Genomic DNA, 14,225 nt, shown 5'->3' with positions numbered 1-14,225 from the left:
GGATGCCCCTTTCCCCGCCGTGCGGCGTGCTAGATCGCGATGACGACGCTCTTGGACTCGCAGAAGCCCAGAAGGCCCTCGTCGCCCAGGTCGCGGCCGAGCCCCGACTCCCCGACGCCGCCGAACGACAGCGCGGGATCGAAGACGTTGTAGGTGTTGATCCACACCGTGCCGGCGTCGATGGCGGCCGCCATGCGGTGCGCGCGCGACAGGTCGCGGGTCCACACCCCGGCGGCGAGGCCGTACCGGGTGTCGTTCGCGATGCGCACGGCGTCGGCCTCGTCGTCGAACGCGATGATCCCGACCACCGGGCCGAAGATCTCCTCGCGGGCGATGGTCATGTCATTGGTGACACCCGAGAACAGCGTCGGCTCGACGTAGAAGCCCGGCTCGCGGGTGCCGCCGCCGGCGACGAGGGTCGCGCCCTCGTCGATGCCCTTCTCGATATAGCCGAGCACGCGCTGACGCTGCTCCTCCGAGACGAGCGGGCCGACGGTGATCCCGCCGTCGAGCCCGTCTCCGACGGGCACCCGTCGGACGGCCGCGGCGAGGCGCTCGGTCATCTCCTCGAGGATGGAGCGCTGCACGAGCAGGCGGCTTCCCGCCGTGCACATCTGCCCCGAATGCCCGAAGGACGCCCGCATGGCGGTCAGCACCGCAGCATCCAGATCCGCGTCCTCGAAGACGATGTTCGGACTCTTGCCGCCGAGCTCGAGGGTGACACGGGTGAAGTCGTCGGCGGCGGCATGGGCGACGAGCCGGCCGACCTCCGTCGAGCCCGTGAAGCTGATCTTCGCGATCCCCGGGTGGGCGGAGAGGGCGGCGCCCACCTCGCCGTCGCCGGTCAGCACGCTCACGACACCGTCGGGCACGCCCGCCTCCTGCAGGATCTTCGCCAGGCGCAGGAGCGTCAGGGGGGTGTCCTCCGCAGGCTTCGCGACCACGGGGCAGCCCGCGGCCAGCGCCGGAGCGAGCTTGAAGGCGGCGGTCATGATCGGGAAGTTCCACGGCAGGATGATCGCCACCGGGCCGATCGGCTCGAGCACTGTGTAGACGTGGTGCGCGCCGCCGTCGATCGGGATGACCGATCCGCCCAGACGAGACGGCGCACCGGCGAAGTGCCGGAAGGTGCGTGCGGCGCTGGCCGTATCGGCGCGCGAGCGTTCGATCGGCTTGCCGTTGTCGCGGGTCTCGAGGATCGCAAGCTCCTCCAGGTCGGCCTCGATGAGGTCGGCGACGCGGTTCAGGATGCGGGCGCGATCCAGCGGCGCCATCCCCCGCCAACGCCGATCGGCGTGGGCCGCGACGGCGGCGGCCACCGCGGCATCGACGTCGGCGGCCGTCGCATCGGCGACGGTGGTGAGCACCTCCTGCGTCGCGGGGTCGACGACCTCGCGGAGGGCGCGATCACCGGCCGGGATCCACTCCCCCGCGAGCAGGAACGGCTCGTGGGCCGGCAGGGTGCCGACACGGGATCTGATGCTCATGCGTGCTCTCTTCCTCGGCGCGGGATCACAGGATCCCGAAGTATTCGCGCTGCTCCCAGTCGGAGACGTGTCGGAGGTACCGATCGAACTCGGCGCGTTTGATCGTCGCGTACCAGTGCACCACCGTCTCCCCGAGCGCCGACCGGAACGCGGCGTCGTCGACGAGCGCGGCGACGGCGTCGCCGAGCGACGCCGGCAGCGCCGGCGCCTCGGTGCGGTAGGGATCGAGGGTGGGGGCGGGCGGGACGAGTCCGCGCTCCATGCCGTCCATCCCGCTGATCAGCTGCGACGCGATGTAGAGGTACGGGTTCGCCGCCGGCTCGCCGGAACGGTTCTCGAGCCGGGTCGCCGGATCGCCCACCCCGCCGACCGCGCGGATCATCGCGCCCTTGTTGTCGATGCCCCAGGCCACGCGATCGGGCGCGAGCGAGAACGGCTGATACCGCTTGTACCCGTTGACGGTGGGGGTCGTGAAGGCCGCCGCAGCAGGGGCGTGGGCGAGGAGTCCGGCGAGGTACGCCGACCCCACGAGACTCAGGGTCGTCCCCTCCGCCTCGGGGACGAAGGCCGCCGCCCCCGTCGACAGCTCGTAGAGCGACTGGTGCAGATGCCAGCCGGTCGAAGCGCCCTCCGCGCCCTGGGGGCGCGACATGAACGTCGCGTGGTAGCCGAGACCGCGGGCGACGCGGCGCACCGCCATGCGGCACAGCACGATCGCATCGGCGATCCGCGCAGCATCCCCCGCCTCCATCGTGATCTCGAACTGGCTGTGCCCGAACTCCAGCTCGATGGAGCGCAGCGGGAGGTCGAGCAGGGTCAAGGTGCGATAGAGCGCGTCGACCAGGGGCTGCATCGCGTCCAGCGACTCCTCGTGCAGCAGCTGCGCCCCGCGCGTCGTGGGGGCGCACACCATCGCATCCCCCGGACGGCCGGGGGCGGCGACGTGGGCCGTCCCGAGCTCCTCGTCGGAGAGCCGGAAGACGTGGAACTCCAGCTCGGCGCCCACCGTCATGCCGTACCCGCGCGAGGCGAGGGTCGCGAGCTCGGTGCGCAGGATCGACCGCGTGCAGAACGGCACCGGGGCGCCGTCGGGGAAGCGGAGATCGCAGAGGATCCAGGCAGTGTTCTCGGTCCACGGCAGCACGCGGAAGGTCGCGGGGTCGGGCACGAGCACGATGTCGCCGGCGCCGCTGAAGCCGTCGACGCCCACCCCGGTGTCGGCGGAGAAGACGGAGAACACCGACTGGCCCGAGGTGTCCTTCAGCAGCAGCGAGCTCGGCACCGTCAGGCCAGAGCGCATCGCCGCGGCGACGCCGGCCCGCGTGATGGTCTTGCCGCGCAGGATCCCGTGCTGGTCGACGAACGAGAACCGCACCATCTCGATGCCGATCTCATCCATCACCCGGCGCATCTGGCCCGCGGCCGCGTACTGCGCCTCGCTCCAGAGGTCGTGGCGGGAGATGAAGCCGTCGCGCTCGGCCGCGAGCATCGGCCGCGCCGAGACGCCCCCGCCGTTCTCGGAGACGGGGCGCTCGTCGACGTTGCGCTCACGCATCGACGGTGGCTTCCGCGGTGGCGAGGGGACCCGCCCACGGCGACGCGTCGCGGCGCTCCTGCTCGCGCTCGACCCAGCGGGTCTGCCACGCGTCGTTCGCGGCGATCGTGTCCATCGCGATGGGACCGGTCAGTTCCGCGGCCTCGGTGTCGCTGAGCGGATGCGACGGGGTGCGCGCCCCGGACGCGAACGCCTCGATCGCCCGGAGCAGCAGGCGGCGGTTGGCGCTCACTGCGCGGTCGGAGACCCCCAGGCGCTCGACCGTGCGGTCCTGGATGGCTCCCATGCTCTCCACCGCCCACTGGTCGTGGACGTTGATGTCCAGGCCCATGCCGGTGTAGGTGAGCTCCTTCTGCTCGACCGGGTCGAACCCCCAGTTGTTGCTGCGATTGCGCAGCGGCCGGTACTCCGGAAGGCTCACGCCCTCGAGCCGCTGCTGGAGGAGCGTCTCCTTGTCGGTGGGCTCGGCGAAGTCGTAGAAGATCATGTACCAGTACGAGGTCTCGTCATCGATCGGCACGTGCCACTGCGTGAACACCTTCGAGTTGCCGAACGGCACGACGAACGCATTCGGGAAGAGCAGGTTCGTCACCCGCACGTGCTTGATGTCCTCGGTGAGCTGGCGCAGGGCGTACACGCGCAGGCCGTGGTCGGCGTTCTCGACCTCGATGTCGGGGCGGTAGCTCTCACCGACGAGCATCGAGAGCTTCTTGCCCGTGCCCTCGACCTCCTCGGCGAACTGCTGCCCGTACATCTCGCGCGGGTCCTCCTCGATGAAGCGGTGGAGGAACGACACGTGACTGGGATCGATGCCGCCCTCGAGTCCCTGCAGCCAGTTGCACTCCCACAGCCCCTTGAACGCGAAGGTGTACTCCTCCGGCGCGACGAAGCAGTCGTAGTGCGGGAACGGCGGCGGGTCGCCCGCGCCCATGTAGGTGAAGATGATGCCGTTGCGCTCGACGCACGGGTAGTTGGCGATCCGCACCTTGCCGAGGAACTGGCTGTGGTCGGGTTCGGCGGGCTGTTCGACGCAGCGACCCTCGCCGTTGTAGAGCCACCCGTGGTACAGGCAGCGGATGCCGTCCTCCTCGAGGCGCCCGTACGACAGGTCGACGCCCCGGTGGGCGCAGTAGCGGCTGATCAGCCCCCAGCCCTCGCGCTTCTTGAACAGCACGAGGTCTTCGTTCATGATGCGCACCTGCTTCACCGGACGCTCGCCCGGCATCTCCGACACCAGAGCGGCCGGCTGCCAGTACGAGCGCAGCAGATTGCCCAGCGGAGTGCCGGGCCCCGATCGGGTGATCTTCTCGTTGTCTTCCTGCTTGAGCATGCGATGCGCTCCTTCAGTGCGGTTCGGTCGGTGAGGTTCAGGCGTCGAGGACGAGCAGCGGGCACGAGGCGCGGGAGACGCAGACCATGAGGCAGTCGCCGTTCGCCTTCTCCTGCGCCGTGAGGACGAAGTCGCGGTGCTCGGGCTGGCCCTCGACGACGCGGGTCTCGCAGCTGCCGCAGATGCCCTCCTCGCAGTCGGACAGCACCTCCACGCCGGCGCCGCGCATGACCTCGAGGATCGACTCCTCCGGGGTCACCTCGAGCTCGAGGCCGCTGCGATCGAGGCGGATGCGGAAGGGGCCGCCCGGCTCGTACGCGATCTCGGGGGCCGAGAAGTACTCGAGCCGGAGACGGGCATCGGCGTCGGGCACCGCCTCGGCCAGGGCCGTCAGCATCCGTTCCGGTCCGCAGGCGTAGACGAGTGCGTCGGGGGATGCGGCGACCTCGGCGATCAGGTCGGCCCGCGTCCCCTCGTCGCGGGCGACGACGGCGACGTCTCCGCCGAGGGCGGCGAGCTCGTCGAGGAACGGCATGCGCTCGCGCGAGCCGCCGAGGTAGAGCAGCCGCCAGCGGGCTCCGGCCGCCTGCGCCTGGCGCACCATGGGCAGGAGGGGCGTGATGCCGATACCGCCGGCGATGAAGAGGTACTGCTCGGCGGGCTCCAGCGCGAAGTGGTTGCGCGGCTCGCGGACGACGATCTCATCGCCCGGGCGCAGTCGTTCGTGCACGGCCCGGGATCCGCCGCGGCTGTCGCTCTCGCGCAGCACGGCGATCCGGTACCGCGGCGCCGACGGATCGCCGCAGAGCGAGTACTGCCGCACGGGCGCCCCGGGCACGACGAGGTCGATGTGCGCGCCGGCGGTCCAGGAGGGGAGCGCTCCGCCGAGGGGTTCGAGCTCCACCGACAGCACGCCCTCGGCCTCGCGGGCGAGCCCGCGCACCCGGACGCGGATGTCCGTCATCACTTCCAGCCCTGACATACGTGGATCCTAACATCATGAGTATGGATCCAATGTTACTCACCTGGGCGACGTTCCGGCCCGTTCGGGGTCCACGAGAACGAGTTCTGGTACCGTTCCGAGGTGCCGCAGCACCATCTGCGTCGGTGAGGAGACACACCCGAATGGCTGATGAGACGATCGAAGCGTCCTCCGCTCACGCTCTCGTCGATGAGATCGCGGCGAAGATCCGAGCGCGGATCATGAGCGGCGACATCCCCATCGGGGCGCAGCTGCGCCAGGCCGAGCTCGCGAGCGATTTCGGCGTCAGTCGCACCCCGGTGCGCGAGGCGCTCCGTCAGCTGCAGACCGGCGGGCTCATCGACGTGGTCCCCAACCGCGGCGCGGTCGTTCGCGTCCCCGCCCCCTGGGAGGTGCGCGAGGCCTACGAGGTGCGCGCCGAGCTCGAAGCCCTCGCCGCCGCGCGCGCCGTCAGCCGCATCTCGCACGGCGACCTCGACCGGCTCCGCGCCGCCAACCAGGAGATGTACGACCGCTCGGTCGACGGCGGCGCCCCCGCGCGCGCCCTCGACAGCCGTCAGGAGAACGACGTCTTCCACAACACGATCGTGCTCGCGTCGGCCAACGCGCGCCTCGGACGCGCGATCGCCGAGATCAACGAGACCTTCCCCCGCAACGTCTCCGCGCAGCTGCTGGTCAACGACGAGCGCCACCGCGAGGAGAACTACCAGGAGCACCTGCGCATCATCGAGGCCATCGAGCGCGGCGACGCCGAGGCCGCGAGCGCGCAGATGCGCGCCCACGTGCACGGAGCGGGCGAGCAGCTCGCGCGCTGGTACGAGCGCCGCAGCTCGACCGTCTTCACCGGCTGAGGTCGACTCCCCACCAAACACACCCATCGGCCGAGACACCACGCCAGGCGGCGCGTCTCGGCCGATCCGCGCGTGCGGGACCCACGACGGCGGGTGCGCTCGACGTTTCCACAGGGCGACCCGTTACCGACAGCGTGTCGTATGTTTGTTCTAGAATGTAGACATGTTCTCGAACGGCGATACCCCGGCTGGCGGCGAGACGCGGCGTGATGCCGATGCCCCGCAGCCGGAGGCCGACGGCTCGGAGTGGCCCGAGGCGCCGGAGTGGTTCGAGGAGCGGGAGTGGTTCGACGCCGACGCCGATCCTGTCGCGGCGGGGCGTGACGGCCTGGATGCGGTGTCGGATGTGTCGACGTTGATGTCGGTGTTCGCGGCGCAACGGTTCGAGCCCGTCGAGAGCGTCCGCCGGGAGGCGATGGCCGAAGCCGCGGTGTTCCGGGGAAAGACGACAGAGATCCTGATGCGGTCCCTCCGGTTGGAGCTCGCGGCGGTGTTGCAGGTCACGGAGCACACGGCGGAGCGGATGCTGGTGACCGCCGATGGCCTGGTGAACCGGTACCCGACCATGCTCGACGCGCTCTCCCATGCCCGGACGACGGAGCGGCACGCGGATGTGTTCGTCGAACTCGTCGATCAGGTCGAACCGGAGCTGCGTGACCAGGTCGTGCCGCTCGCCGTCGACCTCGCCACCACACACGCACTCGGGTCGTTTCGTCGCCTGCTGCGCAAGCTCGTCGATACGGTGCGGGCGGCGACGCTGAGTGAGCGGCATGCGGAGGCGATTCGGGAGCGGCGGGTGGTGGTGCAGCCGGCGGAGGACGGGATGAGCTGGGTGATGCTCTACACCTCCGCGGTGAAAGCGCACGCGGTTCACAACCGATCAACCGCGATCGCAAAGACCCTCGGCGACCGGGAGGGCGAGGAACGCTCCCTCGACGAACTGCGCGCGGACGTCATGGTCGATCTTCTCGTCGACGGCGACGTCCCGGCCCACCCCGACGCGGCCCGCGTAATCCACGCGATTGTTGCGGTCACCGTCCCCGCACTGTCGCTGCTCGACGACGAGCACGCGCAGACCGCACCGGGAGTGGTGGAGGGGGTCGGGCCGATCCCCATCGACCACGCCCGGGAACTCTGCGGTAGCGCCGACGGGTGGATGCGGGTGCTCACCCACCCCGAGACGGGGATGGTGCTCTCCGTCGGGCGAGACCAATACCGCACCCCGTTGCCGCTGCGCCGGCTGGTGGAGTGGCGGGCCGAGACCTGCATGGCACCCGGATGCGGAACACCGGCCCGCCGGTGCCAGATCGACCATCAACTCGCCTGGGAACACGGCGGCACCACGGAACTCGCCAACCTCGCGCCCCTGTGCGTCGGGCATCACACGATCAAGCATCACGGCGGGTGGCGGGTCACCCAGATCCCCGACAGCGGGGGCGCCCTCGAATGGACCTCCCCGGGCGGGAGACGCTTCGCCGTGCAACCGCAACGGAAGGTGCCGGTCTTCCGGCCCGCACCCGACGACGATCACCCACCCGAAGCCGCGGCACCCTTCTGAGTCGCATACCGGTACGCGAACCTTGGGCTCAGCCGAGGGCCGCGCCGGCGAGGAGCAGCAGCGAGACGGCCATGCTGACGTACTGCACCCGCTCGAGCAGGTGCGCGCGACGCAGGCGCGTCGCCGACCAGGCCGCGTACAGGGCGATCGCGGCGACCAGCGGCAGCACGAGCGAAGCGACCGAACCGCCGTGGTGCGACCCGCTGGTCACGACCGGTCCGCCCGACATCGCCAGCATCAGCCCCGCCATGAGGATCGCCCCGATCGCGGAGTGCACGCGCATCCCCACGACCGCCGCGGGCTCGGTCGGACGCCGCCGCCTCGCCCCGAGCGCCATGGCGAGGGCGACGGTCAGCGCACTCCACCCGACCACGGGCACGAGGTGCGCGGCCGTGACGACGTCGAGCATCGCCAGGAACATCACGATCGACAGCGACAGCTCTCGCAGCCGCGGTCGCGGAGCATCGAGGGCGACGCAGCAGGTTCCGAGGCCGGCAGCCCCCAACGCTCCCGCGTGCAGCAGTTCCGCCGGCATCAGTGGTGATCGTGGTGGTGCGCGTGCGGGTCGTCGCTGCCGTGCTGCACGTGAGCGTGACCGTCGTGGTCGTGACCGTCGTGGCCGTTCGCGCCGGTCGGCGCGTGGCAGGCGGCCTCCTCGGACGGCGGGACGTCGAGCGACGGGTTTCGCACGAAGAAGCCGTCGGGCTCGAGGCGGAGTCCGATCTTGTGGGCCGGCATGATCGGCCACTCCTCGGGCTTCGGGTAGTGGTGCACACCGACGATCGGCCACACCACGAGCTCGGCGCCGTCGAGCGGACGGTCGGCCTGCTGCCAGGCCGTGATGCCCTCGGCCTCGAGGGGCGCCTGGTTCGGATACTCCCCCGCGATGAACCGCTCCGAGGCGTCGTAGGCGGTGGCCCACAGGTGCTTGCCGACGAAGGGCGCCTTGCGCGCCACGATGCTCCCGGGCTTGGCGAACAGGCGCGTGGTGTTGAGCACCGACAGGCGGTACGCCGTGGACTCTCCGAAGCGGTTGGTGTTCTCGGTGTTCTCGATACGCCAGTGCAGGGCACGGGACGCATCGGCCATGCGCGCCGCATCCTTCTCCGACGAGATGGTCTCCGACACCATCTTCACCGCGTTCCCCCAGGGGTTCAGCTCGTCGTCCTCCTCGACCTCCGCGTGCACCTCGACGAGCCGGTTCAACGGCCCGTCGACGGCGGTGTCGAGACGGATGGCGAAGTAGTGCTGGTGGGTCGGCGCCTGCACGTTCGGACTCACCATGCGCCCGAAGGAGGGCATCTTGCCGTCGTCGATGCCGGAGACCGACAGGATGCCGGTGAGCTTGATCTCCAGCTCGATGTTCCCGTCCTGGTAGAGCGACCAGTAGAACCCGTAGTCGTAGTTCGCCACCGTCGCGAAGAACGAGATCACCAGCCGGCGCGAACGGCGCACGTCGGCCTCGCCGGTGCGGGTGTTCACGTGCTTCCAGAGGATCGAGTGGTCCTCCTCGTGCAGGCAGATGCCGTTGGAGATCGTCATCGCCTCGCCGTTGCCGTCGAGCACGTGCGCGTCGAAGTAGCGGATCTCGCCGAGGCAGTCGCACCCCAGTTCGAGGGAGGCGGTGAGGGGCCCGGCGCCGTACTCGCCCCAGTCGAAGAAGTTCTTGCGGTACGCGGTCGGGTCGGAGTCGAGGTAGGGCACGTACATCTCGTTGATCGACGCCCGGCGCATCACCGAGCGGTCGACGTCGCCGTCCCGGTAGGAGATGTCGTGCAGCACGAGACCCTCGCGGTGGGTGAACCCGATGTTGAACGACCAGTTCTGCCAGGTGACGCGGTGCCCGTCCACGTCGAATCCGGGCCCCTGCGGCTGGGTGATCTCCAGCGGGGCGACCTCGCGGTCGGGGCCCCAGGTGCCCGAGCGGTAGTTGCCCGACTCGCTGGCCATCGGGATCACGCCGTGGTCTTCGATGCGGATGACGTCGAGGGTCTCGAGATCGAGGATCGGCACGAGACCCGCCACGGGCCGCGCGTAACCGTTGTCGTCGACGCTCTCGCGGTACCAGACCGTTCCCCACGACAGCCGGCGGTCGGCGAGGTCCTCGGGTTCGAAGCCCGTGATCGACTCGGGGTCGACCCACACGAGCGAGGTGTCGTGGATGCCGCGTTTGGCGAGTGCTTCGACGATGAGCGGGTGGTTGCGTGCCGCCTGAGCGATCGCCCGCGCCTCATCCGATGAGACGCCCGGGCGCTTGGCGTCGACGTCGGCCCACCCGGAGAGCACCGCGTCGCGGTCGGTGCCCGACGTCCACCCGGTGACCTCCCACGCAGCGTGCGCGTCGGGGTTCATGACCACCAGTCGCACCGGGCGCCCCTGACCCGGCGCGAGAGCACGGGCCAGCCCCTCCTCCACGGCGATGCCCCAGAACCGCGGGCGCTCGCCGATGCGCGCGTCTGCGCGCACCAGCGCAGTGATCTCGTCGATCTCGGTAGGCGTGAGCGGGTCGCTCCAGATGCGTGAGGTCATGGGGTTCTCCTCCAGTGTCAAAGGGTGACGACGCCGACACCGTCGGCTCGGGGGTCGCTCGCGGCGTCGAGTAGGTGGCCGTCGCGTCGCCGCACGAGCTGCACGTGCCCGGCGACGTCGGCGAGGGCGGGCAGGTCGGCGACGGGGATGCCCGCGGCACGAGCGCCGTCGAGCGCCTCGGGCACGATTCCGGGCTCGGCGGCCAGGGTGAGCCGATCGAACCCGAGGTCGACGTCGCCGACGATCCAGCGGGGCCGGGCGAGCAGCGCGTCGAACGGTTCTCGCATCGACGACCGGGCGGCGAAGAGCTGCGCGAGGATCCAGGGCTGCGCGCGGCCGCCTTGGCAACCGGCGACCACGAGGTTCTCGGCGTCCTCCACGATGAGGGGGCACAGGGTGTGAGGTGGGCGCGCGCCCGCGCGCACGGCCGCGGGCGATGCCGGGTCGGTGCTGAACGCGCTCCCGCGGTTGTGGAACAGCACGCCCGTCGCGGGGTCGAGGAAGCCGGCGCCGAAGGTGAAGTAGACGCTCTGGACGATCGTGACCGCCCATCCGGCGTCGTCGATCGCGGCCACCGATGCCGTGTCGCCGCTCGCGCGTGACTCCCCGACCGTCGAACCGGCGCCCGCCGCGAGGTCGAGCAGGGCATCGACGTCGATCGGTCCCATCCGCGGATCGCCGAGGTGCGCGCCGCGGGCGGCGACGCCGCGTGCGCTCGCGGCCACGAGGGCCGCAGCATCCGGGTTCCCCTCCGCGTCGAGACCTGCGGACACCACACCCGGCACGAGGGCGCCCGCCGACGGCGGCGGCGCGACCGACCAGGTGCGCCCGTCGAGGTCGGTCGACAGCGCGGGCGTCATCTCGGGGGCGTAGCCGGCGAAGTCGGCGAGGGCGTGCGCGCCGCCCGCTCCGCGGAGGGCCTCGACGAGCATGTCGGCGGTCGCACCGGAGTAGAAGTCGGTCGGATCCTCGGCGAGGCGGTCGAACGTGTCGGCGAGAGCCGGCTGCAGGTAGGTGTCGCCGTCGGTCAGCAGGGCACCCCGCGGTGCGAAGACGGCGGACAGCCCGGGGTCGGCGAGGATGCCCTCGGCCCTCGACGCGATGGCGCGCGCGAGCCCCGCGCTGACGGTGACGCCCTCTCGGGCCGTGTCTGCGGCACGGCGGAAGGCCGGTGCGAGACCGTGCACGGCGCCGAGCGCGGCGATGGCCTCCCAGCCCGCGACCATCCCGGGCACGGTGACGGAATGCGCGCCCTGGCGGGGCACCGCCTCCCACTCCGCCGACACCGTCTCGATCGCCGCAGGCGCGGTGCCCGCGGCGATCACGGCGGTCGTGGCACCCGACGGATCGCGCACGAGGGCGATGAGGTCTCCGCCGACGGCGCACTGGTGGGGATAGACGACCGTCAGCATCGCTGCGGCGGCGAGCGCCGCGTCGAGCGCGTTGCCGCCGGCGGCGATCGCCTGCTCGCCCGCGATGACGGCGGCGCGGTGAGGGGCGGCGAGAGCGACGGCCATCTCAGAGCCCTCGTCTCGCGGTCGAGATGAACGACAGGTCGTCGCGCGACCGGCCTTCGTGCAGGTCGGCGACCGCGTCGCCGACGGCCGCACCGAACTTGAACCCGTGTCCCGAACATGCCGAGACGGCGATGACCTCGGGACCGTCGGCGAGCGGTCCGAGGACGAACCTCTTGTCCTCGGTCATCGTGTACAGGCACGCCGCGGCCTCGACGACGGAGGTGTCGATGCCCGGGACGAAGTCCGACATCAGCGCGCGCAGTGCATCGATCTCAGCGGGGGTCGCGGGAGCGACGGGCTCTTCGGGGTCCCACACCGGTCCGGCGTCGACGCCGATCTTGAGTCCGTTCCCGGCGGCATCGGGGATGCCGAAGACGAGCCCCTCGGGTCGATCGATCGAGAAGGCGCCGAGCCGCGGCGGCATCGCGACGGGCTGTCCGGCGGCGACGGTGAGGGTGAGGATGCGCCAGACCTCGACCAGCGGCGCGAGGGCCGGCAGCATCCGTGCCGCCCAGGAGCCCGGCGCCACGACCAGGCGCTCGGCGCGGATCTCGTCGTCGCCCGTGCGCACGACGACCCCGGACGACGTCGTGTCCCAGCCGTCGACCCGCGCACCGAAGCGCAGGTCGGCGCCGTTGCGCACCGCGCTCGTCCGGAGCGCGTCGAGAGCGTCCTCGGCCTCCAGGACCCCGGCGTTCGGGTCGTAGACGGCGCCGTACCCCTCGGGGATCCGCAGGCCGGGGAACACCTCGGCGACGGCGGCGGCATCGGGGAGCGCGACGCAGTCGGGACCCTGCAGCTGCGAGGCGCCCTCGTGGGCGTACACGCCACCGGTGCGATGGATCAGCGTGCGGCCGCTCTCGCGCTCGAGTGCCGCCCACGCCTCGTAGGCCTCGGCCACGAAACCGTTCCAGACGGGGTTCGGATAGGCGCGTCGGATCATGCGGGTGCGACCGTGCGACGACCCGCGCACGTGGCCCGTTGCGAAGCGCTCCACCCCGATGACCCGGTGCCCGCGACGCGCGAGGCTCGCGACCGCCGCCGAGCCGTGCACTCCGAGTCCGAGCACGACGACATCGGTCTCCACCACGCTCATGCCCCTCCCGCCCGATGCGTCCGAGCGATGTTGGCGACCCGGTCGATGAGGGTCGCGAGGTCATTCTCGTCGTTGTAGACGTGCACCGAGGCACGCACGACCGCCGAGATGCCGCGGTCGCCGAGATCCCACTGGCCGTGGGTGGCAGGCACCGACACCACGCGCACGCGGTCGCGGGCGAGCTCGGTCACGACGGTGGCGGAGGGCACGCCCTCGACGACGAAGGTCACGATCGCCGACGGAGTGTCGATCGCCTCGCCGAGCGCGACGCCGTCGATCTCGGCCAACGCCGCGCGGACGGCGCGTCCGGTCGCGGTGAGCCACTCCTGGGTCTGCGGCATGCCGCGCTCCAGCGCCTCGTCGATGGCGACGCCGAGACCCAACCGACCGGCGATCGAGGCCTCCCAGGTCTCGAAGCGCCGGGCGGACTCGTCGACATGCCAGTCGGACGCGGACGTCCACTGCGCGCCGCGCACGTCGGGCGCCGTGGGCAGGAGGCGCTCGAACGCGCTCGCTCCGACGTAGGCGAAGCCCGTCCCCCGGGGCGCCCGGAGGAACTTGCGGCCGGTCGTCACGAGCACGTCGCATCCGATCTCTCGCACATCGGTGTCGAGGTGGCCGACCGACTGGGTGGCGTCGAGCAGGAAGAAGCCGCCGTACGAGCGCACGAGCGCGCCGATCGCGGCGACGGGTTCGACCAGCCCCGACGAGGTGGGCACGTGCGCCGCCGTGACGATCGCGGGCGGGCCTTCGGCCAGCATCCTCTCGAGCGCATCGAGGTCGAGGAGGCGGTCGGCTCCGGCCGGCACGATCTCGAGGTCGACCCCGTCTTCGCGGGCGAGGGTCATGAGGTGCAAGGCGTGGCTCACATAGGTGCTGCGCGAGGCGATGATGCGGGCTCCGGCACGGGGCCGGAGGGCGTCGAGCACGACCCGCAGCCCCGTCGACGCGCTGTCGAGGAGCGCGATCTCGTGGCGTTCGGCGCCGACGAGGCGCGCCGCCGAGTCGTAGACGGCCTCGATGCGGGGCTTGACCTCGATCGCCGCTTCGTAGCCGCCGATCGCCTCCTCGAGCCGCAGGTGCTCGACCGTGGTCGTCACGACCTGCAGCGACGGGAGGGCCGCGCCCGCGGCGTTGAAGTGCCGCGCGTTCCACGAACCGGCCGTCCGGGCCCGCTCTCGCGCCACATCGATCGGCTGCGAGGCAGGGGTCTCGGCGGAGGTCGTCGACGGCGAATTCGCCACGGGCATCGAGTTCATGGACCTTCCCAGGGGAGCAGTAGGATCCAAACGTAACATAACTGGATCCAATGTGAAGGTG

The 14,225-nt window shown here is 71.2% G+C and carries 11 protein-coding genes; 2 read left to right on the top strand and 9 right to left on the bottom strand.

Annotation, left to right across the window (positions count from 1 at the left end; genetic code table 11):
• Positions 1–29: 29 nt before the first annotated feature.
• Genes FVP77_RS14440 through FVP77_RS14425 form a run of 4 tightly spaced genes read right to left on the bottom strand, consistent with a single transcriptional unit; the run spans position 30 to position 5,354 of the window.
• The gene (locus FVP77_RS14440; protein ID WP_147895256.1) at positions 30–1,487 is read right to left on the bottom strand and encodes an aldehyde dehydrogenase family protein; all 1,458 of its coding nucleotides are present in this window, start codon (positions 1,485–1,487) and stop codon (positions 30–32) included.
• 25 nt (positions 1,488–1,512) lie between these two features.
• Entirely contained in the window at positions 1,513–3,042 is a 1,530-nt protein-coding gene (locus tag FVP77_RS14435; protein ID WP_147895255.1) for a glutamine synthetase family protein, read from the bottom strand.
• Positions 3,035–4,372 (bottom strand): aromatic ring-hydroxylating oxygenase subunit alpha, encoded by a 1,338-nt coding sequence (locus FVP77_RS14430; RefSeq protein WP_147895254.1) that lies wholly within the window; start codon positions 4,370–4,372, stop codon positions 3,035–3,037. Before FVP77_RS14430 ends, FVP77_RS14435 begins: the two co-directional genes overlap by 8 nt.
• A gap of 37 nt (positions 4,373–4,409) precedes the next feature.
• Positions 4,410–5,354: a PDR/VanB family oxidoreductase gene (locus tag FVP77_RS14425; protein ID WP_246134128.1), complete on the bottom strand. Its 945-nt coding sequence runs from the start codon at positions 5,352–5,354 to the stop codon at positions 4,410–4,412.
• Positions 5,355–5,497: 143 nt separating this feature from the next.
• On the opposite strand from FVP77_RS14425, the gene FVP77_RS14420 reads away from it, so the two are divergent.
• Positions 5,498–6,205: a GntR family transcriptional regulator gene (locus FVP77_RS14420; protein WP_147895253.1), complete on the top strand. Its 708-nt coding sequence runs from the start codon at positions 5,498–5,500 to the stop codon at positions 6,203–6,205.
• A 163-nt stretch (positions 6,206–6,368) separates the two neighbouring features.
• On the top strand, positions 6,369–7,763 hold the full coding sequence (locus tag FVP77_RS14415) for an HNH endonuclease signature motif containing protein (RefSeq protein WP_147895252.1): 1,395 nt from the start codon (positions 6,369–6,371) through the stop codon (positions 7,761–7,763).
• Between the two features lie 28 nt (positions 7,764–7,791).
• Here FVP77_RS14415 and FVP77_RS14410 read toward each other — a convergent pair whose 3' ends face one another.
• The 5 genes from FVP77_RS14410 to FVP77_RS14390 are packed head-to-tail and all read right to left on the bottom strand — an operon-like array spanning position 7,792 to position 14,164.
• Entirely contained in the window at positions 7,792–8,298 is a 507-nt protein-coding gene (locus FVP77_RS14410) for a hypothetical protein (protein ID WP_147895251.1), read from the bottom strand.
• Positions 8,298–10,292 (bottom strand): primary-amine oxidase, encoded by a 1,995-nt coding sequence (locus tag FVP77_RS14405; RefSeq protein ID WP_147895250.1) that lies wholly within the window; start codon positions 10,290–10,292, stop codon positions 8,298–8,300. Before FVP77_RS14405 ends, FVP77_RS14410 begins: the two co-directional genes overlap by 1 nt.
• A 17-nt stretch (positions 10,293–10,309) precedes the next feature.
• A complete protein-coding gene (locus FVP77_RS14400) occupies positions 10,310–11,809 on the bottom strand; it encodes a gamma-glutamyltransferase (RefSeq protein ID WP_147895249.1) in 1,500 nt (499 codons plus the stop codon).
• A gap of 1 nt (position 11,810) precedes the next feature.
• Positions 11,811–12,899: an N-methyl-L-tryptophan oxidase gene (gene solA / locus FVP77_RS14395; protein WP_187266955.1), complete on the bottom strand. Its 1,089-nt coding sequence runs from the start codon at positions 12,897–12,899 to the stop codon at positions 11,811–11,813.
• Between the two features lie 2 nt (positions 12,900–12,901).
• Entirely contained in the window at positions 12,902–14,164 is a 1,263-nt protein-coding gene (locus tag FVP77_RS14390) for an aminotransferase class V-fold PLP-dependent enzyme (RefSeq protein ID WP_187266954.1), read from the bottom strand.
• Positions 14,165–14,225 lie beyond the last annotated feature (61 nt).

It is taken from the genome of Microbacterium hatanonis, assembly GCF_008017415.1.
Lineage (GTDB): Bacteria > Actinomycetota > Actinomycetes > Actinomycetales > Microbacteriaceae > Microbacterium > Microbacterium hatanonis.
The sequence above is the reverse complement of the archived record's forward strand: the minus strand, read 5'-3'. Positions and strand labels throughout refer to the sequence as shown.

Coding starts and splice junctions, on each gene's coding strand:
- FVP77_RS14435 (WP_147895255.1), bottom strand. CDS start 3,042: ATGCGTGAGCGCAACGTCGACGAGCGCCCCGTCTCCGAGAACGGCGGG.
- FVP77_RS14420 (WP_147895253.1), top strand. CDS start 5,498: ATGGCTGATGAGACGATCGAAGCGTCCTCCGCTCACGCTCTCGTCGAT.
- FVP77_RS14410 (WP_147895251.1), bottom strand. CDS start 8,298: ATGCCGGCGGAACTGCTGCACGCGGGAGCGTTGGGGGCTGCCGGCCTC.
- FVP77_RS14390 (WP_187266954.1), bottom strand. CDS start 14,164: ATGAACTCGATGCCCGTGGCGAATTCGCCGTCGACGACCTCCGCCGAG.
- FVP77_RS14400 (WP_147895249.1), bottom strand. CDS start 11,809: ATGGCCGTCGCTCTCGCCGCCCCTCACCGCGCCGCCGTCATCGCGGGC.
- FVP77_RS14415 (WP_147895252.1), top strand. CDS start 6,369: ATGTTCTCGAACGGCGATACCCCGGCTGGCGGCGAGACGCGGCGTGAT.
- FVP77_RS14425 (WP_246134128.1), bottom strand. CDS start 5,354: ATGTCAGGGCTGGAAGTGATGACGGACATCCGCGTCCGGGTGCGCGGG.
- FVP77_RS14405 (WP_147895250.1), bottom strand. CDS start 10,292: ATGACCTCACGCATCTGGAGCGACCCGCTCACGCCTACCGAGATCGAC.
- FVP77_RS14440 (WP_147895256.1), bottom strand. CDS start 1,487: ATGAGCATCAGATCCCGTGTCGGCACCCTGCCGGCCCACGAGCCGTTC.
- FVP77_RS14430 (WP_147895254.1), bottom strand. CDS start 4,372: ATGCTCAAGCAGGAAGACAACGAGAAGATCACCCGATCGGGGCCCGGC.